Origin of the sequence: Citrobacter freundii ATCC 8090 = MTCC 1658 = NBRC 12681 (assembly GCF_011064845.1) — a bacterium.
Lineage (GTDB): Bacteria > Pseudomonadota > Gammaproteobacteria > Enterobacterales > Enterobacteriaceae > Citrobacter > Citrobacter freundii.
On sequence record NZ_CP049015.1, the window covers coordinates 4,051,479 to 4,075,342 of the forward strand.

Annotated in this window: 24 protein-coding genes and 1 tRNA gene; 5 read left to right on the top strand and 20 right to left on the bottom strand. The window is 50.8% G+C overall.

All coding sequences use genetic code 11. The annotated features are described in order from the left end of the window. Positions 1-249: 249 nt before the first annotated feature. The 11 genes from G4551_RS19420 to actS form a co-directional block, all read right to left on the bottom strand. A complete protein-coding gene (locus tag G4551_RS19420) occupies positions 250-759 on the bottom strand; it encodes a hypothetical protein (protein WP_003838306.1) in 510 nt (169 codons plus the stop codon). Further along, positions 759-1,799 (bottom strand): hypothetical protein, encoded by a 1,041-nt coding sequence (locus G4551_RS19425; protein WP_003838304.1) that lies wholly within the window; start codon positions 1,797-1,799, stop codon positions 759-761. The genes G4551_RS19420 and G4551_RS19425 overlap by 1 nt, the downstream gene beginning before the upstream one ends. A gap of 195 nt (positions 1,800-1,994) precedes the next feature. After that, on the bottom strand, positions 1,995-2,438 hold the full coding sequence (locus tag G4551_RS19430; RefSeq protein ID WP_003838300.1) for a single-stranded DNA-binding protein: 444 nt from the start codon (positions 2,436-2,438) through the stop codon (positions 1,995-1,997). Between the two features lie 179 nt (positions 2,439-2,617). Continuing rightward, positions 2,618-5,374, bottom strand: a complete 2,757-nt coding sequence (locus G4551_RS19435) for a TOPRIM and DUF927 domain-containing protein (protein ID WP_032941138.1) — start codon at positions 5,372-5,374, stop codon at positions 2,618-2,620. 201 nt (positions 5,375-5,575) lie between these two features. Beyond that, positions 5,576-6,142, bottom strand: coding sequence for a host cell division inhibitor Icd-like protein (locus G4551_RS19440; RefSeq protein ID WP_100225768.1), 567 nt, complete (start codon positions 6,140-6,142; stop codon positions 5,576-5,578). Then, positions 6,135-6,854: a Rha family transcriptional regulator gene (locus tag G4551_RS19445; RefSeq protein ID WP_003838293.1), complete on the bottom strand. Its 720-nt coding sequence runs from the start codon at positions 6,852-6,854 to the stop codon at positions 6,135-6,137. The genes G4551_RS19440 and G4551_RS19445 overlap by 8 nt, the downstream gene beginning before the upstream one ends. Before the next feature lie 154 nt (positions 6,855-7,008). Further along, the gene (locus G4551_RS19450; protein ID WP_003838291.1) at positions 7,009-7,206 is read right to left on the bottom strand and encodes a helix-turn-helix transcriptional regulator; all 198 of its coding nucleotides are present in this window, start codon (positions 7,204-7,206) and stop codon (positions 7,009-7,011) included. A gap of 176 nt (positions 7,207-7,382) precedes the next feature. Then, a complete protein-coding gene (locus G4551_RS19455; protein ID WP_003838289.1) occupies positions 7,383-8,396 on the bottom strand; it encodes a hypothetical protein in 1,014 nt (337 codons plus the stop codon). Positions 8,397-8,447: 51 nt separating this feature from the next. After that, positions 8,448-9,674 carry a tyrosine-type recombinase/integrase gene (locus G4551_RS19460; protein ID WP_003838286.1) on the bottom strand — a complete coding sequence of 409 codons (1,227 nt, stop codon included), beginning with the start codon at positions 9,672-9,674 and terminating at the stop codon, positions 8,448-8,450. Between the two features lie 164 nt (positions 9,675-9,838). After that, positions 9,839-9,912 (bottom strand) — tRNA-Gly (locus G4551_RS19465). 79 nt (positions 9,913-9,991) lie between these two features. Further along, positions 9,992-10,750 carry an amidase activator ActS gene (gene actS / locus G4551_RS19470; RefSeq protein WP_003026902.1) on the bottom strand — a complete coding sequence of 253 codons (759 nt, stop codon included), beginning with the start codon at positions 10,748-10,750 and terminating at the stop codon, positions 9,992-9,994. A 166-nt stretch (positions 10,751-10,916) separates the two neighbouring features. Between actS and idi the strand changes: the two genes are divergently transcribed. Next, positions 10,917-11,471: an isopentenyl-diphosphate Delta-isomerase gene (gene idi, locus G4551_RS19475; RefSeq protein ID WP_003838284.1), complete on the top strand. Its 555-nt coding sequence runs from the start codon at positions 10,917-10,919 to the stop codon at positions 11,469-11,471. A 77-nt stretch (positions 11,472-11,548) separates the two neighbouring features. Here the strand turns inward: idi and lysS are convergent, their stop codons facing one another. From lysS to xerD, 5 genes are all read right to left on the bottom strand, one after another. Beyond that, positions 11,549-13,066, bottom strand: coding sequence for a lysine--tRNA ligase (gene lysS / locus G4551_RS19480; RefSeq protein ID WP_003026911.1), 1,518 nt, complete (start codon positions 13,064-13,066; stop codon positions 11,549-11,551). A 9-nt stretch (positions 13,067-13,075) separates the two neighbouring features. Continuing rightward, a protein-coding gene (prfB, locus tag G4551_RS19485) for a peptide chain release factor 2 (RefSeq protein WP_096878465.1) occupies positions 13,076-14,174 on the bottom strand; the annotation gives its coding sequence in 2 pieces (ribosomal slippage) (positions 13,076-14,098 and positions 14,100-14,174; 1,098 coding nt in all). 91 nt (positions 14,175-14,265) lie between these two features. Further along, the gene (gene recJ / locus G4551_RS19490; protein ID WP_003838279.1) at positions 14,266-15,999 is read right to left on the bottom strand and encodes a single-stranded-DNA-specific exonuclease RecJ; all 1,734 of its coding nucleotides are present in this window, start codon (positions 15,997-15,999) and stop codon (positions 14,266-14,268) included. Between the two features lie 5 nt (positions 16,000-16,004). Next, positions 16,005-16,718, bottom strand: coding sequence for a bifunctional protein-disulfide isomerase/oxidoreductase DsbC (gene dsbC / locus G4551_RS19495; protein ID WP_003825520.1), 714 nt, complete (start codon positions 16,716-16,718; stop codon positions 16,005-16,007). 28 nt (positions 16,719-16,746) lie between these two features. Then, positions 16,747-17,643 (bottom strand): site-specific tyrosine recombinase XerD, encoded by an 897-nt coding sequence (xerD, locus tag G4551_RS19500; RefSeq protein ID WP_003026928.1) that lies wholly within the window; start codon positions 17,641-17,643, stop codon positions 16,747-16,749. Between the two features lie 113 nt (positions 17,644-17,756). Between xerD and fldB the strand changes: the two genes are divergently transcribed. After that, the gene (fldB, locus tag G4551_RS19505) at positions 17,757-18,278 is read left to right on the top strand and encodes a flavodoxin FldB (protein ID WP_003838276.1); all 522 of its coding nucleotides are present in this window, start codon (positions 17,757-17,759) and stop codon (positions 18,276-18,278) included. Between the two features lie 44 nt (positions 18,279-18,322). On the opposite strand, the gene G4551_RS19510 is transcribed toward fldB, so the two are convergent. Both G4551_RS19510 and sdhE read right to left on the bottom strand, forming a co-directional pair. Beyond that, positions 18,323-18,730: a protein YgfX gene (locus G4551_RS19510; RefSeq protein ID WP_003026936.1), complete on the bottom strand. Its 408-nt coding sequence runs from the start codon at positions 18,728-18,730 to the stop codon at positions 18,323-18,325. Then, complete coding sequence (gene sdhE, locus G4551_RS19515; RefSeq protein WP_003026938.1) at positions 18,711-18,977, bottom strand: FAD assembly factor SdhE; 267 nt, start codon at positions 18,975-18,977, stop codon at positions 18,711-18,713. Before sdhE ends, G4551_RS19510 begins: the two co-directional genes overlap by 20 nt. 256 nt (positions 18,978-19,233) lie before the next feature. Here sdhE and ygfZ point away from each other — a divergent pair, with 256 nt between their 5' ends. After that, complete coding sequence (gene ygfZ / locus G4551_RS19520) at positions 19,234-20,214, top strand: tRNA-modifying protein YgfZ (RefSeq protein ID WP_003838269.1); 981 nt, start codon at positions 19,234-19,236, stop codon at positions 20,212-20,214. Between the two features lie 93 nt (positions 20,215-20,307). On the opposite strand, the gene trhA is transcribed toward ygfZ, so the two are convergent. Together trhA and yqfB are read right to left on the bottom strand one after the other, a co-directional pair. Further along, positions 20,308-20,967, bottom strand: coding sequence for a PAQR family membrane homeostasis protein TrhA (gene trhA / locus G4551_RS19525; protein WP_003838267.1), 660 nt, complete (start codon positions 20,965-20,967; stop codon positions 20,308-20,310). A 162-nt stretch (positions 20,968-21,129) separates the two neighbouring features. Further along, positions 21,130-21,441: a N(4)-acetylcytidine aminohydrolase gene (gene yqfB / locus G4551_RS19530; RefSeq protein WP_003026949.1), complete on the bottom strand. Its 312-nt coding sequence runs from the start codon at positions 21,439-21,441 to the stop codon at positions 21,130-21,132. 52 nt (positions 21,442-21,493) lie between these two features. Here yqfB and G4551_RS19535 point away from each other — a divergent pair, with 52 nt between their 5' ends. Then, positions 21,494-22,222: a MurR/RpiR family transcriptional regulator gene (locus G4551_RS19535; RefSeq protein ID WP_003838265.1), complete on the top strand. Its 729-nt coding sequence runs from the start codon at positions 21,494-21,496 to the stop codon at positions 22,220-22,222. A 120-nt stretch (positions 22,223-22,342) separates the two neighbouring features. Next, a complete protein-coding gene (bglA, locus tag G4551_RS19540; protein WP_003838263.1) occupies positions 22,343-23,776 on the top strand; it encodes a 6-phospho-beta-glucosidase BglA in 1,434 nt (477 codons plus the stop codon). Positions 23,777-23,864: the final 88 nt, after the last annotated feature.

A 23,864-nucleotide genomic window follows, 5' to 3' on the forward strand; every position in this document is an offset into this window, starting at 1 on the left:
TTCATTGTCTTTATTGCAATTAATGAAATAACAAATTTGATCGTTACCAGAAAGAGGGTTAATTAGTTAGCAAACAATGTAAGAATGAGTAGGAGTCACAGGCAGAACACACAATTTCTGCCATACATAACCAGAACATGCCATTTCTGCCTATAAATCAGATATGGACATATTAGTCGTGACATTTTTGTGAGAAGAGTACGTCTATTGTTACGTGGAAATATTTGTGAGAAAGATCTACCCGCATGGTTAGTTCTTGTTTTTGGGATTGAGCATCGATTCTGCTGCTCTTTTTGACGATTCTTGCTTAGAAGTAAATCGCTTAAGGATATCGGGGCCAGTAAGACTTAAAACGACAGTTAAGAGCTGCCATAACGTGAGGAATACCAGCAATCCGTAAGATAGTCCTCTGAAAACTGTTTTGTGCTCCATTACCCAATCAAATTGCTTTAATAACGGAGCACCAATGCCGACGAGCAGTACAGCTGCGAGGATAGCTGTCGAATGAACAATAGGAGTAAAGAGGTTATGGATCCCTGCACCACCACCGCTCGAATCTCCTCCACGAAAAGATTTTTTTAATCTTTCTGGATAGATAATCGCAAACCATGCCCCAACGACAGCAAAAATTATCGATGCTGTAGTTCTAAGTGCTTCAAACAAAGGCCACTGAATGGAAAAAGTTATATGCCGGCCAAAGTATCCTGCTCCTGATACAAGAGCAAGTATACAAATGAACAACATCACTTTTGCTTTCATTATAAGCCTGACCCCCTCAAGATTAGATCTTTCTTCGCCCGTAGTTCGACGAGTAAAGATTGTAAGTTGACGATTTCATCGTTTTCTCTCTCGATACGAACATCAAATTGTGTCCTAGAGAGCGAATTACTTAACCAATATGTCTTGCTTGGTTCCCCTTTAAAGACAAAACCATAATCGTTCACTTCAGATGGGTCATTATCCCAATCCAAAATCATTTGATTTACATCAGCAAGACCTACATCTGGGGATACAATATATTTTACCTTAGTTGATACCCCTGGTCCTTGCTGGGCACCAACATGCAATTTATCCAATAATTTTTGCCATAAATCCAAATCGGGGTGACGGTTAAGATCTAATTCGATAACTCTTTCTATTTTACTGATAAAGTTAGCTTTTTGCCTTATTTCTTCGTGCTTACCCGGATTTTTTATCAAATTGGCATTGAATCTAGGGTAGTAATGCTTACGCTCTTCTTGATCATCATTTACATCTAACATGTACCCAGTGACTTTAAGTTCATGTGAACCGTCATCAAGTTCAATGACCTCCGCTTTAGCATGTTCAGAAGATTGTTTTAAAAAACACTGGATATACTTTTGTAGGGTAGCCTGCGCCGTCACCTTATTGTGCAACTTTACTGTGGCCATGAGATTTCTGTCAGCAATAAACCAAAAGTAAGTAGCAAACCCGGGAATAGTTCTTTCACGAATAGGGTTCATTATCACTTCCGGATCAGCTCCATAAACTGCATCCTCACTCAAAGAAGGCATGCGCTGACCATTACTTGGAACTTCGTTCCAGAGCAGTAACAGCCAATCATCACCAACATTCTTAGAATCAACTAGGTATGCAGGATATCGCTCTTCATCAGCCTCAAAAGTCTTTGTTTCTTTAAGGACTTTTTCTGCTGCCCAGCAATTCAAATCAATAAGAGTTTCACTTAAAGAACCAAATTCTGGAACCGATGCTCCCGCACGATAAAAACCGGCATTTCTGACATTGTAGAAAGTGAATGTGGCTTTCTCTGTGATCATAAATCTCAACCTTGAGTAATCGGAAAAGACTTAATTTACAATCAAAAAGGAATGTCTGTTAGCTGTGATTATGAACAGTAATGACTGTATAAAAACACAGTAAAACACAAAATGCAAGTCTGGATCTATACGGGCGCATAGCAACGAACCGAGGACACCTTTAAGGTACGAATTAATAAAGTACTTACCTCGCCATCAAAAATTATCATACGGTTGCGTCTGCTCCCATCCTTCATATCCAGTACCAGTAGTAGGTATCGGTTCCTGTGCACGGCGTAGCGCATCGATTGCCTGCCCCTGCTGGCCTTTCTTCCCGCTCGGCCGAGCTGTTCTGGCGCTGATCACGCTGTCAGCAATCACCTGATATCCGGTCTGAGTGCCACCGTCATTGCCGGTCCACTGATTCACCTGCATATTTCCCGCTACGCTCACCAAATCGCCTTTCTGATGCTTCGCCAGCGCCTGGGCTTGCCTACCGAACGCCGTGACCGCCAGCCAGAAGGTAGCCTCACCGTTTTCTGCTTTCTGGCACGGAAGCGTAACCGCCATCCGGGTAAATGCCATCGGGTTACCGTTGTTGGTCGTGCGGCTCTGCACATCCGCCACCAGCCGCCCGTATGCTGAAATTTGTGCTGTCATCGTCTTTTACCTGCCTGTAATGCTGAAATACGGGGTTTGTGTTGGTTCAAAAAGGTCATTTGTTGGTTCAGTGTTGGTTCAACTTTTGAGAGTGAACTCTTAAATAACAGCCACATAAAAACACTGAACCAACTGAACCAACTGAACCAACACCTAAACTACGCACATGAGAGAGTCACTTACTCTGGCTGGCTCCCCTCCGGCTGATACTGGATCACGTAAACATTGATCTGTCGGCCATCAATTCGCGGAGACTTACGCTGGTACCCCCGACCGGTATTTGGCGGCGTCAGCATCCCGGCGTTTTTCAGCACCTCAGCAAACATCTTCGCGTTGAACCCATGCGCTATCTCTTTTTCGAAAGCTGCGGGGAAGGTGTAGAACACCACAGGATCAGCTTCATGCCCTCCCTTCTGGCGGTACCCTGCCAGGTTGGCAATTGGCAGGCTGCTCGGGTCATACGGGAATGGCGCAAACCGGCTGAGGCCGTGAGCATTGAGGAATGCTTCGGTCTGCTCGATGATCTGCTGATGCTCTTTGTTCCCGGTACCGAATTCCCGAATCCAGGCATTGAAGCTGTACTGTATAGCATCACGGCATGTTTGCTCATCCCAGCCGGTGATCACCCGCCCGGCCATAAGTGCAGCCTCAAGAATGGCGAAACGCGCCCCTACACGATGTACCTGCTCCCCATAGTCGGCCGGAATAATCCCACGCCAGCGCGCCTCTGCCTCCCGCACCGCTTTAACAGCTTGCTGCTGATGGTCAGCCAGCCACTGAACCCATGCACGGCCAGCAGCACCGTGGTGGCTCTGATACGCATCTTTCAGCGCATCGGCATGGTGTTTGCCGCTTTCATAACCGTGGAAGCGAACAGCTTTACAGAGTGGGATATTAAGCAGACGCACCAGTTGCCCGGCCTTTGCCTTGCGCCCGACACCGGCAATGAATGTCTCCAGATCCACCTCTCCTGTGCTAATGGCTACAGTGCGCCAGCGTTTCAGCTCGCGGTTCCCGCCCTCTTTGGCTCCCTGCAGTTTCCCGGTGCCGTTGAACAGCGCATAAGCAGATTTATATACCTCCGCTGGGTCCGCGCCCTGGCCTATTTCATCCAGAGGCATAAGCGCGTCATTGTGTGCGGCAGCTTCGTTCGCCAGCCCCAGCGCAGTGCCGTACCACGTCAGACGCAGCACATCAGGATTACCGTACAGACTGGCCGCCACGTTAGCAGTGGTGGTCTTACCGGCGCTCGACTGCTCATAGAAATGGATCCCGAACCCGTCGGCTCCGGCGAGGCCAATCAGCGGGGCCGCTAGTGCCGCAGCAACACCCGTCATCATGGAATAATTGCCTCCGGCCAGATGCGCCACGCTGTCACGCCAGCCCTCAGTTGTGCCGCTGGTGGTGTAGCCTGATGCGGCAGAACTGCGGCCGTTAAAAAGAACCGGTATCTCTGGTGTGCCGATAATGTCGCCGTCAGGCATTAAATATGCGCCACACTGCCAGCCTGTAGCCTGAGCAATACGCCAGATCTCCCCTTTATGGGCCTGACTCTGAAGCCAGTCAGCCAGCGTCGCGCGCAAGCCGCTTTTGGTGGTGACGTACAGGCCGCCAGCTTTGAGTGTTCGCCACCCCTCCCTTTCGCCAATGTCAGCTAGGGGGATCGCTTGCGTCGTTTCTTCCTTCGCACCCAGCGCCCGCCAGCGCAGCACCAGATATCGCGTTCTGTTGTCATCAATGCCCACACCAACCACTTCCAGCGCGGAACAAAGCAGGCTCTCTACTTCGGTGATCTCCCCACCTTTTTCTTTAGGCTCAACCCAGTAAAGGCCATTGCGGCGACTGTCCACATAGGGCTTCTGTGTGTTGCGTTTCTGGCTGGCGCTATCTGCCGCGGTCACTTCAGGTAACACAAATACATCCTCTACCTGTGGTTGATACAGTGATTTACTGAACGCGGCGCGAGTATCGGCAATACCGTTGCGCTGGCGCAAATCGTCCCAGTCGGCTTTAAACTCGCCTTCAGGCAACGCCACCCACCCGTCAACGGCCTGGGCGGCTTTCTCTGCGCTGATGCGCCCGGTGTTTACCTTCAGTTTGCCCCGGTCATCCGTCTCACCCTCTGCATGCCAGTCGTTATCCGCCGCAATGATGATCTGCGCCTCCGGGTACTGGCTTCGCATCGCCAGCGCCACTGGCTTCAGGTTTCCGGCATTAATCGCAGCCATCGTCAGCGCGTCCGAGCGGATCTGGTGGGCAGTAAGAGCCGTCGCCAGCCCCTCGGCAATAATCACTACCTGCGGATCCAACACCGCATTCACGGCATGCCAGGAGCCGGTAAGGGCAGAGCCTGAAATAAGGCGCTTGCCGCCGTCTGGTGCGATAATTTGCACAGCAGTGGTGGTACCAGCGTTGCCCGTCAGAGACATCATTAGGGAGCCATCAGGCAGGACGGGGAAAACAAAGCCAACCAAACCGCGCGCAGTCAGGTAAGCAGGCTCTCCCGGCAACACCTGGGCGGTTAGTTTGTCCAGGCTAGCAGCGAACCTCGCCGCCATACCCTGACGTTCTACGGCCTGCCGCTGCTCACGTTCGGCCCGGCGCTGCGCCAACAGTGATACTTCCTTTCCGGTTGGTCTGTGCAGGGTCTGTACATCCAACCCCAGCGCATCGGCCACCAACTGAGCGGCCTGAGTGGCATCACAACTGTTAACCTTCTTCACCAGCTCCAATCCGTCTCCGGCACCACAGGCATTACAGAAGTGCGCACCACGGCCGTCGTCATCGAAGCGAAAGCGATCTTTGCCACCACATGCCGGACAGGCGACCTGTGCGCGGGGCGAGGTAGGAACCTCGATCCCCATCAGCGAAAGTACGTCCGGCCAGCGACCACGGGCCGCCTCGGATACTTGGCGGATCATGTCGATGTTACGCATCATCATTCCCCATCCTCAATACGCTCATTATGCTGAAGCTTATTCAACAATCTCGTGCCAATAAGCTCTGCAGCATCAATCAAATAGCTCTTGGTATGAGGATCGTTAACCTGATTAACGGTCCGAAGAATTGCCAAAACACATTCAGTTTCGTGTGTCATTTCATCGAAAAGAAAGGGTTTGTCAGAATCGAAAGAATTGTCAGTTTGCATAGACCACCTCCGATAAACGAACGCGGCCAACAAAAAAGGTGACGTGTTCTCGTGCTAGGGTGCGACGAGCGTCACGCTCAGTCTCAGCAGCAACATGGTGAAGAATAGGCTTGATTGTCAGACAATCTCGGCGAACAGCGGCGATAATCCAAATGAATTGCGAATTTTGGGTAGGGGTATTAGCCATGGTGGCAACCTCCGATAACTGATGTTTATAACCACCACCGGAAACGCCAATTTCGCTGGTGGTGAACTGAGCAGGGTTGGCGTAACCGGCGTTATCGGAAACCGGCGCTTCTGAAGAAGCCCCCACCCAGCCCACCATAATTTTGGGAGCGGCACGGATTATACCCGCAACGCTAAAAAAATGATGCACTGAATTAACAACATAAAAAAAGACGCTAGGCGCGTCATATGTCGCCGATAACATTACTAGGACGCCAATCCTGACACCAGATTTTGCTGGTGTCCTATAAACATAGACGAGGTAAGGGACAAACGGCAAGCCATTTTTCGGCATAGGGTGCAAAATGTGATTTATGGCATTTTTACGCATGACCTACCCCCAGAATGGCGTTGCCGCTCATAAGGCTGGCGAATGCCTCCATGCGCTTAGCTACCTCCCTTACCGCATCTGTCGGGGTCATGCCGCTATTAATGGCTTCATGAAATGCGGCCTGCTCAATTTTCTGCATAACGATCAGTACACCTAGCTGCTGCGCATCAGCGAAGCCACGTTTACCATCTGACAGGCCAGCAACGCGGTTTTCAGCACGCGCCAGATTGATGTAGTGATGTCGCTGCGCCCCCAGTGCTTTTAAGCCATCACGGCTTTCATGATAACCGGGCAGATATTCCCGACGTACAGGCTGGGTGGCACGACGATTGGTGAATGCCTTAGTGACATCCAGCTTGAACTGGTTAACACGCTCAGGATCACGCCCACGGATGATACGCAGCAAATAGTCGAGTTGAGGCTCATTCAGCAGATAGCTGATCTCAGGACGCCCACGCTTACGACCGGCTTTTCCCGATTTCAAATCGGGTAATTCCTGGAGGGACTGACGGGGCAGCGATCCCAGCTCACGGAATCTATCCTGGTGCGATTTAATCGTCGCGCCCAGGCTTTGATGCTGTATTCCGGCGCGCTCCGAAATGATGCGGGAATCAATGCGCGGCTCAGATTTATGATTTATTAAAATGTCATTCTGGCTGGCTTCAGGTTGAGCGAGGCCCTGACCGGATAAGGTCATATTATTCAGTTTCATTTTCAGGCTCCGTTATTCGGTAGTATTACGACGCTTTTTCAGGATGAGATGTACACTGACAGGCTGAAACTATAATCAGCAGCAAAATTCATATGCACAACAGCCTGATTCACTACGTTATGGCGCTTGGTCGCATGGGGATTTTTCATTTCCATTACGCCACCTCACCACGCGATTCAGCGATGCGCTGATTAATCCATTCATCAATTTCACTCTCGATGAATGCGATAGATCGGGAGCCGATTTTCACGGAGGCTGGAAACTTTTTTTGACTCATGAGACGGTAAAGCCATGCTTTGCTATAGCCTGTGCGCCGTTGTACTTCGGAAAGACGGATAAACTTTAGAGACATATGCACCTCAATATACGACTATGGACAGAGGTAGAATGAGGTATATATATTTTTTTTGAAATACCAAAAAACCTGCTAAAAAAGCTTAGTTTGACATGACAAGTAAGAGGCTTTTTTTGGCAACTATGTCATGTCAAAGATAAACGTTCGAGGTGGAACTTTGTCTCAAAACCAATCTACTTCTTGGCTTCTTGAACATATGCAGCTCTTGCCGAATCTCTTACTTCCACTGCTTTGCATAAGGATTCCCAGCATCGCTGGATAGTTTTTCTTTCAATGTCGTTCTCTATGAATGCTGAACGGGTAAATCTATAAACAGCAGATACGCAATTTCCTTCACCATACTCCATAAAAATCTTAAGGAGTTCCGTAACAAGAGCGCGTTCAGAAAGTGTTTCATCATTTCTGTTTGTCACTATAAAATCAGATACGTTATCAGCAATCATTAAATCCCATTCCAGATCGGTGATTAGTTTCCTGCTCCCATCAAATACATACTTAAAAACAAATTCACTCTCTATTTCAGCCAACTGCTTCAACAATGTTTTATATTTACTAATGGAATCAGCACCATTGGCATAAGCAATACGAAGCTCTCCAGAAATGTAACCATACATGATTGCAATCAACCGCTCATGAAAACGAAGATAAGCATGATTAAAAACATTAATTTCTTCTTTACTAAAGTCATAAAGTTCTTTCCAATAACCATACGACCGATTATCTTCTGATTTTTTAAGACGCCCAGCTAAAACTCTATACTTGGCGTATCTGACTGGATCAATTGTGCTTTCAAATGGAATATTAGATTTAGTTAAAGATTGTTTAATATATTTATCAGAGCGAATAGCATTCCATACATCATTACAGGAAACTAAACTTTCTTTGGGTAGGTATTCAGTAATACCTTTATCAATGATAGACAAATACTCATGAAAATCATCATGTGTTTTAATCAGGCCATGTACTGCGCCAGGGTGTATAGGCGCTCTTCCATTATAAAAGCTTAATTGGGTACATAAGTGTCTTCTTGGCACCCATAATAATTCCTTGCGACGAATAGTCGATATAGCCTTATGGCAATTTTTTAACGAATCTGTATTCAACATCACGCCACCTCGCGCCCTCTGATTTTGGCGGCTATGCCAGCCCGCAGAGGTGTACGGGTTTTCGGGGATCAGCCTAGACATAGCCTATTCTTTGTTCGTCTACTGAAGTCTACTACCGTCAATTAATACTGTCTATTCATACAGTAAGGCACTTTTCCCAAACGAGCCGTGCACCACATTTTCACCATTCTCCAGTGCCTCCATATAGTCGGCATACCACTGAAGCATTTCCCGGCGGCCGTCCAGATACTGGGCATGGTTGTACGTCCCACGAATTGAGTTTTTATCAACGTGGGCAAGCTGCGTTTCAATCCATGCGGTGTTATAGCCCTGCTCGTGGAGAATCGTGCTCATGGTGTGGCGGAAGCCATGACCGGTCACCCTTCCGGCGTATCCAATGCGACGGATCAGGACGTTCATTGCCATCTCGCTCATTGGTTTGCTGTGCTGAATCCTGCCGGGGAAAATAAACCGATAATTGCCGGTGATTAGGTGCAGTTGTTCCAGGATGGCGATCGCCTGGTCGGATAATGGCACACAGTGAGGGCGCCGCTTTTTCATGCGTGCTGGTGGCACCTCCCACAGACGTTTATCGAAATCTATTTCAGTCCACTCGCCCTGGCGTAGTTCGCCCGGGCGTAACCCGGTAAGAACCTGCAGGCGCATCGCCAGCTTCACAACAGAACTGCCGCTATACGTGTTCAGCGTGCGGAAGAACTCGGGGAGTTCGTCAGTGGTGAGAAAAGCGTAATGCTCTTTCTTATGAGGAGCAAAGGCACTGGCCAGATCCGGCGCCGGGTTATAATCAGCCCGGCCAGTAACAATGGCGTACCGCCACACCTCGCCGCAACGTTGTCTCACCTTCCTGAGTTTCTCTGTTGCGCCCCGCTCATCCAACTTCGAGAGAACGGCCATGAGCTCCATAGGTTTGATATCGGCGATCGGTCGTCGGCCGATAAGTGGGAAAACGTCAGCCTCAAAGGTTTTCATCATCTCTTCGCCGTAGGACTCAGACCAGCGGTCAATGCGCTTGGCGTACCACTCACGGGCGATCGCCTCGAAGGTGTTTTCGTTGCGGCCCTGCTTCGCCAGCTTATCTTCTTTGCGGACATCGCTGGGATTAATGCCACCAGCAACCTGCTTGCGGGCATCATCGCGTTTGAGCCTGGCATCATTCAGGGTTACATCGGGATAAGTGCCCAGCGAAATCATTTTGGCCTTACCATCGAAGCGGTAACGGAAACGCCACCCTCTCGATCCGTTCGGCTCGATTAACAGAGAGAGGCCATTGCCATCATTGAGTGTATAGGACTTCTCACGCGGCTTAGAACGCCTGATTTCAAGGTCTGTGAGGGGCATTGTGTATAGTTCCAAAGTGTAGAGCGCGGGCTATACGCATTACTATACACATGAATGTATAGATTTGAGTAGACGTTAGTTTACGTCAAAATACGGAGATATTAGCGGAAGCCTTGTGATTACTGGTTTTGATTGACTTGAGTAGACGTTAAAAGAAGTGTGTTTGGAGCGGGCGAAGGGAATCGAACCCTCGTATAGAGCTTGGGAAGCTCTCGTTCTACCATTGAACTACGCCCGCATTGAAGTGCGTAAGGGATTATAAACCTTACGCTCTTCTTGGCAAGGGACTAACCGACTGACTGGCGATTAATTCACCGTCAGCATTTTGGCTTACTCCCCTGCGGCGGTAAATAACGCAGTGGATCGATAGCCGTTGCCCGGTAGCGGATTTGGAAATGCAGGCGCACCGTCGTCGCATCCGAGCTGCCCATCGTCGCTATCTTCTGCCCGGCCTTCACGTTTTGACCGTTGTTCACCAGCATGGTGTCATTATGCGCATACGCAGTGATGTAGTCCTCACTGTGCTTAATCATGATGAGATTACCGTAGCCCCGCAGCTGATTACCGACATAAACCACCTTCCCTGCTCCGGCCGCATAAATCGGCGTACCGCGCGCAGCCGAGATATCGATGCCCTTATTGCCGCCGTCCGCCGTAGAATAAGGCAGGATCACCTTACCGCTGGCAGGCCACTGCCAGCAACGTTGCCCTACTGGTGGCCAGGACGACTGCGGCACAGAAGAAGATGGTCTGACTGCCGCCGTTTTGGTTGAGGATTTCTTGGTTGTTTTGCCAGATCCAGAACTGGTTTTCGCGCCGCCGCTGACCTTCAGCTTTTGCCCCACTTCAATGGTATAGGGCGGTGAAATATTATTCAGGCGAGCGATCTCTTTCACGCTGGTACCGGTGGCGCGCGAAATACGGTATAGCGTATCTCCCCGCTTCACGGTATACACGGAGCCGGAATAACTTCCTGTATCAGACGACTTGCTCCCGGAACAGCCCGCTAACAGCAGACCGACACACAGCAGCATCACGATACCCAGGCCATTTTTCTTCAGGCGTCCTGCACTCAAAACAATACCTCGCAACATTTTCAGACGCTTTATCATAGCAGCCAGAAACTGGATGCCAAATCATATCGCGCAACGAACCGGCAGCTCTGGCATTTCACACCCTCTGTTAATCACTCTGACTTAATTAAGCATATAATGTAAGTGCTTAAGATTGATGGTGGACGCTATGCGACAGGAACATGTCATTTTATTGAATGAGCAGGAGCAACCCTGCGGAACGCTGGAAAAGTATGCGGCGCATACCGCCACAACCCCCCTGCACTCCGCTTTCTCGTGCTGGATATTTAACGAGCAGGGCCAACTGCTGGTCACCCGCCGTTCGCTGCACAAAAAAGCCTGGCCAGGTGTCTGGACCAACTCTGTCTGCGGTCACCCGCAGTTGGGTGAAACCAACGAAGTCGCTATTGTCCGCCGGGCTCGCTTCGAACTGGGTGCAGACATCGACTTGCTCACCCCCGTATACGCTGATTTTCGTTATCGCGCCACAGACCCGAGTGGGATAGTTGAAAACGAAGTATGTCCGGTTTATGCCGCACATATCGTCAGTGAGCTACAGCTAAACCCAGATGAAGTGATGGATTGCCAGTGGAGCAATCTTGAGAATGTCTTAAGCGGGATTGACGCGACGCCGTGGGCTTTCAGTCCGTGGATGGTAATGCAGGTTGCAAACAAAGAAGCGCGTGCGCTGTTGCAGAATTACTGCCAACAAATTATTGCCTGATGGCGCTACGTTTATCTGGCCTACATAACGAATCGTAGGCCGGATAAGGCGTCAGCCGCCATCCGGCATTTCACATCTTACTTAACCGGGCGCATCGCCGGGAACAGGATCACGTCACGGATGGTGTGGCTGTTGGTGAACAGCATAACCATACGGTCGATACCAATGCCCAGACCCGCAGTCGGCGGCAGACCGTGTTCCAGAGCGGTAACGTAGTCTTCGTCGTAGAACATCGCTTCGTCATCACCCGCATCTTTGGCGTTAACCTGATCCTGGAAACGCTGCGCCTGATCCTCGGCATCGTTCAGCTCGCTGAAGCCGTTACCGATCTCACGTCCGCCGATGAAGAATTCGAAGCGATCGGTGATTTCCGGGTTTTCGTCATTACGACGCGCCAGCGGAGAAACTTCTGCCGGGTACTCGGTAATGAAGGTTGGTTGAATCAGGTGCGCTTCTGCAACTTCTTCAAAGATCTCGGTCACGATACGGCCCAGACCCCAGCTCTTCTCAACTTTGATGCCGATAGATTCAGCAATCGCTTTTGCAGAATCGAAGTTATCCAGATCGGCCATGTTGGTTTCCGGACGGTATTTCTGAATCGCTTCGCGCATGGTCAGTTTTTCAAACGGCTTACCAAAGTCGAAGACTTCTTCACCGTAAGGCACTTCAGTCGTTCCCAGAACGTTCTGCGCCAACGTACGGAACAGAGATTCAGTCAGTTCGATGAGATCTTTGTAGTCCGCATAAGCCATGTAGAGTTCCATCATGGTGAACTCTGGGTTATGGCGAACAGAGATGCCTTCGTTACGGAAGTTACGGTTAATTTCGAATACGCGTTCGAAGCCGCCAACCACCAGACGCTTGAGGTAAAGTTCCGGCGCGATACGCAGGTACATGTCCAGATCCAGCGCGTTATGATGAGTGATAAACGGACGCGCAGCCGCACCGCCTGGGATCACCTGCATCATCGGGGTTTCTACTTCCATAAAGCCGCGAGCAACCATGAACTGACGAATGCCAGCCATAATCTGTGAACGCACTTTAAAGGTATTGCGGGATTCATCGTTAGAGATGAGATCCAGGTAACGTTGACGATAGCGCGCTTCCTGATCCTGCAGACCGTGGAATTTGTCCGGCAGCGGGCGCAGCGCTTTGGTCAGCAGACGCAGTTCGGTGCAGTGGATAGACAGCTCACCGGTCTTGGTCTTGAACAACTTACCTTTCGCGCCGAGGATATCGCCCAGATCCCATTTTTTGAACTGCTCGTTGTAGACGCCTTCCGGCAGGTCATCGCGAGCAACGTACAGCTGAATACGGCCGCCAACGTCCTGCAGCGTAACGAATGATGCTTTACCCATAATACGACGGGTCATCATACGGCCAGCAACGGATACCTCAATGTTCAGCGCTTCCAGCTCTTCGTTTTCTTTCGCGTCGAAGTCAGCATGCAGTTGGTCTGAGGTATGATCGCGACGGAAATCGTTCGGGAACGGGATCCCCTGCTCACGCAGGCTCGCCAGCTTCTCACGGCGCGTTTTCAGTTCATTGTTAAGGTCGGCTACCGCGTCAGCGCCCTGTACGTGTTGTTCAGACATGTTGGTTCCTCATAACCCTGCTTTCAAACTTGCTTCGATAAATTGATCCAGGCTGCCATCCAGCACCGCCTGCGTGTTACGGGTTTCAACCCCGGTACGCAGATCTTTGATGCGGGAGTCATCAAGGACATAAGAACGAATCTGGCTACCCCAGCCGATATCTGACTTGGTGTCTTCCATCGCCTGTTTCTCGGCATTCTTCTTCTGCATTTCCAGTTCATAAAGCTTCGCTTTCATCTGCTTCATGGCCTGGTCTTTGTTCTTGTGCTGGGAACGGTCGTTCTGACACTGCGTCACAATCCCGGTCGGGATGTGGGTAATACGCACCGCAGATTCCGTACGGTTAACGTGCTGACCGCCTGCACCGGAGGCACGGTAAACGTCAATACGCAGGTCCGCCGGGTTGATATCGATATCAATATCATCGTCAACTTCCGGATAAACAAACGCCGAACTGAACGACGTATGGCGACGTCCGCCGGAGTCGAACGGACTCTTACGTACCAGGCGGTGTACGCCGGTTTCAGTACGCAGCCAACCGTAAGCATATTCACCAGCAATTCTGATGGTCACGGATTTAATACCCGCGACTTCACCTTCAGACTCTTCAATGATTTCAGTCTTAAAGCCGCGCGCTTCAGCCCAACGCAGATACATGCGCATCAGCATGCTTGCCCAGTCCTGCGCTTCCGTACCGCCAGAACCTGCCTGAATATCGAGATAGCAATCCGCGCTGTCATATTCACCGGAGAACATACGACGAAATTCCAGCTGGGCCAGCTTATCTTCCAGCGTATCGAGTTCTGCTACGGCTTCGTTAAAGGTTTCTTCGTCGTCGGCCTCTACAGCCAGTTCCAGCAGGCCGGAGACATCTTCCAGGCCCTGGCTCATCTGATCGAGCGTATCAACGATGGCCTCAAGGGAGGAACGCTCTTTGCCCAGCGCCTGAGCGCGTTCGGGTTCGTTCCACACGTCCGGCTGTTCCAGCTCGGCGTTTACTTCTTCCAGACGCTCTTTCTTGGCATCATAGTCAAAGATACCCCCTAAGAACGTCAGAGCGCTCCGTGAGGTCCTGAATGCGGTTATTTACCGGATTAATTTCAAACATTGTCTGATTTCTTTTATTGGACTAGTCAAAATGCGGTGATAAGAGCGGGATTGTAACTAATCCACGCCCTTTTTTATAGCGATTAGTGACGCTAAAGTGGCCAGATATTGTCGATTATAATCTGCAAGCTGCGGTTGCCGCGAAACTCGTTAATATCCAGTTTGTAGGCAAGCTGAACTTCGCGCACGCCGTTGTCCGGCCAGCAGGTGGTATCGACATTAAACGCAATACCGTCCAGCAGCGGACCACCGCCCACGGGCTCGACCATCACCTTCAGATGACGCTCACCGACCAGACGCTGCTGGAGCAAACGGAAATGCCCGTCAAACAGCGGTTCCGGGAACATTTGCCCCCACGGTCCGGCATCACGCAGCATTTGTGCGATCTCCATGGTCATCTCCGCCGCGCTCAGTGGGCCATCCGACACCACTTCACCTTGCAGTAAGGCAGGATCCAGCCACTCGGTTACCAGCTCGCCAAAACGCTGCTGGAAACGCTCAAACTGCGCCTCTTCAAGCGATAAACCCGCCGCCATGGCGTGACCGCCAAACTTGAGGATCATGCCCGGATAAAGGGTGTCCAGGCGCTCCAGCGCATCGCGCATGTGCAGCCCCTGAATCGAACGCCCGGATCCTTTGAGAGTACCGTCACCTGCCGGGGCAAACGCTATTACTGGGCGATGGAATCGCTCTTTAATACGCGATGCCAGAATCCCCACAACGCCCTGATGCCACTCAGGATGATACATTGCCAGGCCGCCCGGTAGTGTATCGCTACTGCGTTCCAGCTTTTCACACAAAGTCAGTGCTTCGGCCTGCATACCCTGCTCGATCTCTTTGCGCGTCTGGTTGAGCGCATCAAGCTCATTGGCCAGCACACGCGCTTCGCCAATGTTGTCGCACAGCAACAGCGCCACACCAACGGACATATCGTCCAGACGGCCCGCCGCATTCAGCCGTGGCCCCAGGGCAAAACCTAAATCACTGGCTGCCAGCTTTAGGGGGTCGCGATTGGAAATCTCCAGCAGCGCTTTAATACCAGGGCGGCACTTTCCGGCACGAATGCGGCTTAAGCCTTGCCACGTCAGAATACGGTTATTGGCATCCAGCGGGACCACGTCCGCCACCGTGCCAAGTGCAACCAGATCGAGCAAATCCGCCAGGTTCGGCGGTGCAATGCCGCTTTCATCAAACCAGCCTTTGTCACGCAGGAAAGTACGCAGCGCCAGCATCAGATAGAAGGCTACACCAACGCCTGCCAGCGATTTCGACGGGAACTCACAGTCGGGCAGGTTAGGATTAATGATTGCCTCTGCGCCCGGCAGCGTATCCCCTGGCAGGTGGTGATCGGTCACAACGACCGGGATCCCCAACGTTCTGGCATGTTCGACACCCGCGTGAGACGAGATGCCGTTGTCTACGGTGACAATCAGCTGAGCGCCCCGGGCATGGGCCTGATCAACGACTTCCGGGCTTAAACCATAACCGTCTTCAAAACGATTTGGCACCAGGTAGTCAACGTTACTGCAGCCCAACGCGCGCATCGCCAGGATGCTTAGCGCCGTGCTGGTCGCACCATCAGCGTCAAAATCGCCGACAACGATGATTCGGGTTCCTTCGCGAAAGGCGTTGTAGAGGATCTCAACCGCTTTTTCGACGCCGTTCAAATGCTGCCACGGCAGCATGCCTTTCACGCTACGCTCAATCTCCTGCGCGCTACGTACACCCCGGCTGGCGTATAAACGGCGCAGCAGTGGCGGCAAGTCTGCAGGTAGCTCGGCGGTCTCGTCGGCCTCACGCCGACGAAGTTGTATCTGTTGTTTCACGCGAATTATTTACCGCTGGTTTGTTTTGCATGTGCGTCGAGGAATTCTTTCATCTCTTTCGGGCCCTGATAGCCAGGTACGACATAGCCATTGCTCAGCACAATCGCCGGTGTACCGCTGACGCCAAACTGTACGCCCAGCGCATAGTGGTTAGCGATATCCACATCACAGGTCGCCGCTTTTACACCCTTGCCAGTCATCGCGTCGTCAAAGGCTTTGTTTTTGTCCTTAGCACACCAGATAGACTTCATGTCCTGCTCAGCCTGGCTGTCCAGCCCCTGACGTGGGAAGGCCAGATAACGTACGGTGATCCCCAACGCATTGTAATCTTTCATCTCTTCATGCAGCTTGTGGCAGTAACCACAAGTGATGTCGGTGAAAACGGTAATGACGTGTTTTTCCTGCGGCGCTTTGTAGATGATCATCTCTTTTTCCAGCGCGTTCAGATGCTTCATCAGCAGTTGGTTGGTGACGTTCACCGGACTTGCGCCGCTCACGTCATACATCGGTCCCTGAATAATATGTTTACCGTCTTCAGTTACGTACAGCACGCCGCTATTGGTTAGTACGGTTTTCATGCCCGCAACCGGAGCAGGTTGAATCTCGGTGCTCTGCACACCCAGCTTTGCTAATGACTGGCGAATTGCCGCGTCGTCTGCATGTACCATGCCGGAAAACGCCGTCGCCAGCAGGGTGAACATCATAAAACGTTTTTTCATAGCCTATCCTATCCTGTCCTGTCAGCACTCACGCTCGCGGGTGATGCTGTTGATGTAGTTGCCGCAAGCGCTCCGTTGCGACATGAGTATAAATTTGCGTTGTCGAGAGATCGCTATGCCCCAGTAGCATCTGCACCACGCGCAGATCTGCGCCATGGTTGAGCAGATGCGTGGCAAATGCGTGCCGCAGGACGTGCGGTGACAGCTTTTCGCTGTCGATTCCCGCCAACACAGCATAGTGTTTGATACGATGCCAGAAGGTCTGACGGGTCATCTGTTGCGCCCGCTGACTAGGAAACAGCACATCAATCGATACGCCGTTGAGCAACCATGGACGCCCATGCTCCAGGTATGTTTCCAGCCAGTACACTGCCTCCTCTCCCAACGGGACAAGGCGCTCTTTGTTACCTTTACCGATCACCCGTACCACGCCCTGACGCAGGCTGACGTCACTCATCGTCAGTCCTACCAGTTCAGACACGCGCAGGCCCGTTGCATACAACACTTCCAGCATGGCTTTGTCGCGTAGCTCCAGCGGTTGATCGATAAGCGGCGCCTGCAGCAGTCGTTCTACCTGCGCTTCGCTGAGATCTTTGGGCAGACGCTGCGGAAGTTTAGGTGATGCAAGCGAGGCGCTGGGGTCATCTTCGCGATATTTTTCGCGGTACAGATGCTGAAAAAAACGTCGCGTCGCACTGAGCAAACGTGCAGAACTGGTGGCTTTATACCCTCCATCCATCCGCTCAGCCAGCAAGGCTTGCAGATCATCACTTTGCGCGGTCGCAAGCGAAGCGCCGCGGTGATGTAACCATTCCACAAGCATGGTCAGATCGCGACGATACGCACTTAATGTGTTTTCCGCCAGATTTCGTTCCAGCCACAGGGCATCAAGAAACTGCTCGATGCGCGCCAGATCCTGTTCCACTCGCGCCCCTTATTCCACTCTCATTTTTGATGCATTATGCCTCATTGTGCCGGGATTGCGGCGATTCTGTTACACTACCCGCAACGCTACAGCAGAATTGAGATGTTTACGTCATGAACATGGGTCTTTTTTACGGTTCCAGCACCTGCTACACCGAAATGGCAGCAGAAAAAATCCGCGATATCCTGGGTCCCGAACTGGTGACACTGCACAACCTCAAAGACGATTGCCCGACCCTAATGGAGCAGTATGACGTGCTCATTTTGGGCATCCCAACCTGGGATTTCGGTGAAATTCAGGAGGACTGGGAAGCTGTCTGGGAGCAACTGGACGACCTCAACCTGGAAGGAAAGATTGTCGCACTTTACGGTATGGGCGATCAGTTGGGATACGGTGAATGGTTCCTGGATGCACTGGGTATGTTGCACGATAAACTGATCACCAAAGGTGTAAAGTTTGTCGGCTACTGGCCCACCGAAGGCTACGAATTCACCAGCGATAAACCCGTCATTGCCGATGGACAGCTGTTTGTTGGTTTGGCGCTGGATGAAACGAACCAGTACGATCTCAGCGATGAACGCATTCAGGCCTGGTGCGAGCAAATTCTTGGCGAAATGGCCGAGCACTGGTCCTGAATTTCTGCCGACTGACGGCTAAGGTCGCAACCTTACCGTCAGTACTACTTCTGCTTCGCCTTTTGCAGCATCAACCGCCGTAAATCCCGCCACTCTGCATCATCCATACTGTCTGCCGCCAGCCACAAATGTTGACGTTTTCCGGCATCAGAGCGCAAACGCAGCATCATGCCTGTTTTAACCATCCAGGGGGCGCTAACGATAGACCACTCTTGCCCTTGCCAGCGCAGACGACCATCCATCAACAGCCGAATCTCACCCTGACAGGCGTTGATTCGACGCTGACTGCGAACGCTATCGAATACCACCAGAGAGAGCAAAACCAGCCATAATGGGGTGTAGCTCAATGGCCAGGGCATCAATAAAATAAACACCGCGACCAGCCCATGAATTAGCAGTGAAAGCCACTGCGCGCGCCATGATACGCGTAAATCAGATTGCCACTGGACCACGTTCCCGATTCCGTGTCTGGATAAGTCGCACCATCTGCTCCAGCTCAGCATCAGCTGGTTTCCCATGATTCATCAACCAGTTAAATAAATCTGGATCATCACATTCTAGCAGACGGATAAAGATACGTTTTTCTTCGTCACTTAAGCTGTCATATTCATGTTCGAAAAACGGCATGATCGAGATGTCCAGCTCGCGCATACCGCGGCGGCATGCCCAATGAATACGTGCTTTGTTGTTAATATCCATGTTCTTCTCCCTGTCTCGCGAAAACGAAGTATCCCGCTATTGTAACGTGTTTTTCCCGCTCTTTTACGGGAATATCAGTAAACTGAAGCTCGCTCGCTAAATAAAACCTTATTAAGCCAAAGGATTCACCATTTTTTGATGTTTCCTCGCAAAGCTCAATATATGGCACAAATAGCCTGTTTAAACCGCTTGCAATGGGCCATAGCTCTTTTACCATTAGTCATTATCACTGCGTTAAGCAAATCAGGACATTATTATGGCTTTTACATCTTTTCCTCCTCGCCAGCCTTTCGCGTCAACGCGTTTGCCTCTGACGCTAATGACGCTCGATGACTGGGCGCTCGCCACCATCACCGGTGTCGACAGTGAGAAGTATATTCAGGGTCAGGTCACAGCGGATGTCAGCCAGATGACCGAGAATCAGCACCTGTTAGCTGCACATTGTGACGCCAAAGGTAAAATGTGGAGCAACCTGCGTCTGTTCCGACAGGGTGACGGTTTTGCATGGCTTGAGCGCCGTAGCCTGCGTGATGCGCAGCTCACCGAGCTGAAAAAATACGCGGTCTTCTCGAAGGTGGCGATTGCCCCGGATGACGAGCGTGTCCTGCTGGGCGTAGCGGGATTCCAGGCACGTGCAGCGCTGGCCAATCTCTTTAGCGAATTACCGAACAGTGATAAGCAGGTCATTACCGAAGGTGCCTCCACGGTATTGTGGTTCGAACACCCTGCTGAACGTTTTCTGCTGATCGTTGATGCCACCACAGCAGAAACCTTGGTTGAAAAGCTGCGTGGCGAAGCAGAGTTAAATAACAGCCAGCAGTGGCTGGCGCTGGATATCGAAGCGGGTATCCCCGTTATTGATACAGCCAACAGTGCACAGTTTATTCCACAGGCTACCAATCTGCAGGCTCTGGGTGGGATCAGCTTTAAAAAAGGCTGCTACACCGGTCAGGAAATGGTTGCTCGTGCAAAATTCCGCGGAGCCAATAAACGCGCCATGTGGACTTTGGCGGGTGCCGCCGGTCGAGTACCGGAAGCTGGCGAAGACCTTGAATTAAAAATGGGCGAGAACTGGCGTCGTACCGGTACCGTACTTGCCGCAGTAAAACTGGCCGATGGTCAGGTACTGGTGCAGGTTGTGATGAATAACGACATGGAGGCCGACAGCGTGTTCCGCGTTCGTGACGACGCAAAAACGCTGCAAATCGTACCGCTGCCGTATTCGCTGGAAGAGTAAATGAATAATGCCTGATTGCGATGCGTCTATCAGGCATGCTGGCTTTTGTTTTGTAGGCCGGATAAGGCGCTAGCCTCCATCCGGCGTCAATGATTACGCCTGACCAACGTAGAGATAGATCGCCAGGAAGTGGCAAACGCTGCCGCCCAGCACAAAGCCGTGCCAGATCGCATGGTTGTAAGGAATGCGCTTACAGACGTAGAAAATAACGCCCAGAGAATACACCACACCGCCAACAGCCAGCAACGTCACGCCTCCCGCTGCCAACTTAACCGCCAGTTGATACACCACAATCAGCGATAGCCAGCCCATTGTCAGGTAGGTTACCAGCGACAGAACCTTAAATCGGTGCGCAATGGTCAGTTTGAATAAAATACCGATCAGCGCCAGGCTCCAGATAACAATCATCAGTCCACGTGCCAGCGGCGAATCAAGCCCCACCAGCAGAAATGGCGTGTAGGTCCCGGCAATCAGCAGATAAATCGCACAGTGGTCAAATTTTTTCAGCCAGATTTTCGCTCTCTGATGGGGGATCGCGTGATACAAAGTTGAGGCGAGGAACAGCAGGATCATGCTGCCGCCGTACAGGCTATAGCTGGTAATGGCCATAGCGCTGGCGTTGGTATCTACTGCCTGGACCAGTAATAACACCAGTCCGACAATCCCAAACACCAGCCCGATACCGTGACTGATGCTATTGGCTATTTCCTCTGCCAACGAATATCCCTGCGCGATTAATGGCTTCTGAACCATAAGTTACTCCCCAGAAACGAACACTTTCGTTATTGCGCCTCTAGCGTAACTGAGAATGGTTCCAGTGAACACCTGTTAGCTAAAATAAATATCACATTAATATTAATCCTTTAAAATCATTGTGTTGAAAGTGATTTTTCAACTAACAGATGTTTCTTTAAATCAAAGGCATTTAAAATCAATCACATAAAATTGCGTCTGATTCGGATAAATCTCGGCAATCACATGTTTAAGTTCTTCAAGCGTCATGTTTTCCTGCTGGGCATGTTTATCCGTTAGCGTATCCAGCGTGACGGTTGAGGTGCCAACAACCTCAATCGTGCAAAAGTAACCGTCATCTTCGAAGCGCCCAACCCGTAAAATGTCCCCGGCTTTGAAGTGTGATTCGGACTCGTCACGAATGGTGATGGTCTTGCGTCCGGCCAGAATGTCATCCTGGAAACGCTGAAAAAAAGTGATGTCATTTGGCTGCATGTTATTATTCCCTGTAGATGAAGTCTGATGAGTGAGTTTTGCCATTGTGAGTATGTTCTCCCACGCTGCCATCGCCAGTCTCAACAATCTTGAGATGCTGGTCTACAACTATGTCATCAAAAACCGTGACAAAGTCATGTACATGACCATTCGCGAACTGGCCGATGCCGTGGGTGTTTCCACTACCACCGTACTGCGCTTTTGCCGCAAGCTTAAATGTGAGGGTTACTCAGAATTTCGCGTGCGCTTCAAATTATATTTAGAGCAGAATGAACCGCAACAGGCTAATTTCGGTGCCAGCGAAATTATCAGTTTCTTTAAAGGCGTCAATAACGACGAATTCGATAAACTGCTCGATCAGGCTGTTGATATTATATTATCGTCCGAACGTATTATATTCGTCGGAGCGGGAACGTCTGGAGCGCTGGCAAAATATGGCGCACGTTTTTTCTCAAACGTCGGTAAATTCAGTAATCACATTGACGATCCTTATTTCCCGGTCACTAACGACATGGCCAGAAACGCGCTGGCGATCGTGCTTTCCGTATCTGGTGAAACAGAAGAGATCCTGCGCTTTGCCAGCCAGTTCAGTCTGCACAACTGTAAGGTTCTGTCGGTCACCAGCCATGAACACTCTCGCCTGGCGAAACTCGCCGACTTTAACCTCTCCTGGCATGTTCCACAAACACGTATTGCCGGGGTATACGATATAACCACGCAGATCCCCGTTATTTATATTCTGGAATCACTCGGTCGCAAGCTGGCGAAAAGAATAGCGTAAAAAAACAATCTGTTTTTTTGATGTAACAAATCACATTTACGCTATTTTGTTATATCGTGACATTTATCTTTCCTTTGTTAGACTCAAAATCAGATTGTATTAATTTGAGACTGAGCGCAGATGAAAAAACTTACCTTACCAAACGATTTTTTATGGGGCGGCGCGGTTGCGGCGCACCAGGTTGAAGGCGGCTGGAACAAAGGTGGCAAAGGCCCCAGCATTTGCGACGTACTGACCGGAGGGGCACACGGTGTTCCGCGAGAAATCACTCAGGAAGTTGAGCCCGGTAAGTACTACCCCAACCACGAAGCTGTCGATTTTTACAGTCATTACAAAGAAGACATCAAGCTGTTTGCCGAGATGGGGTTCAAATGCTTCCGTACCTCCATCGCCTGGACCCGTATCTTCCCCAAAGGGGACGAAATCCAACCGAATGAAGAAGGGCTAAAGTTCTACGACGACATGTTCGATGAACTGCTGAAGTACAACATTGAACCAGTCATCACCCTTTCCCACTTTGAAATGCCGCTGCACCTGGTTCAACAGTACGGTAGCTGGACCAATCGTAAAGTCGTCGATTTCTTTGTCCGTTTTGCTGAAGTCGTTTTTGAGCGCTATAAGCACAAGGTCAAATACTGGATGACCTTCAATGAGATCAACAACCAGCGTAACTGGCGCGCGCCGCTGTTTGGCTATTGCTGCTCCGGCGTGGTGTATACCGAGCATGAAAACCCTGAAGAGACTATGTACCAGGTGCTGCATCACCAGTTCGTGGCCAGCGCGCTGGCGGTAAAGGCGGCACGTCGCATCAACCCGGAAATGAAAGTCGGCTGCATGCTGGCGATGGTGCCACTGTATCCGTTCTCCTGTAAGCCTGAGGATGTAATGTTCGCGCAGGAATCGATGCGTGAGCGCTACGTTTTCACTGACGTTCAGCTGCGCGGCTACTATCCATCATATGTACTGAACGAGTGGGAACGCCGCGAATTCAACATCCAAATAGAAGCCGGCGATGAGCAAATCCTGCGTGAAGGCACCTGTGACTATCTCGGATTCAGTTACTACATGACCAACGCGGTAAAAGCGGAAGGCGGCAGCGGCGATGCCATTTCTGGTTTTGAGGGCAGCGTACCGAACCCGCACGTAAAAGCCTCCGACTGGGGCTGGCAGATTGACCCCGTCGGTCTACGCTATGCCTTATGTGAGCTGTATGAACGCTACCAGAAGCCGCTGTTTATCGTTGAAAACGGGTTTGGCGCTTATGACAAAGTAGAAGAAGACGGCAGCATCAACGACGACTATCGCATCGACTATCTGCGCGCCCACATCGAAGAAATGATGAAAGCGGTGACCTATGATGGCGTAGACCTGATGGGCTACACGCCATGGGGCTGCATCGACTGCGTATCGTTTACCACCGGTCAGTACAGCAAACGTTACGGCTTTATCTACGTGAACAAACATGACGACGGCACCGGCGATATGTCACGTTCACGGAAGAAGAGTTTTGACTGGTACAAAGAGGTGATTGCCAGCAACGGCGAGAATCTGTAATTTTTTGCCGGATGGCGGCGTAAACGCCTTATCCAGCCTACAGGTTATACTCCCGTAGGCTGGATAAACGCAGCGCTATCCGGCAATT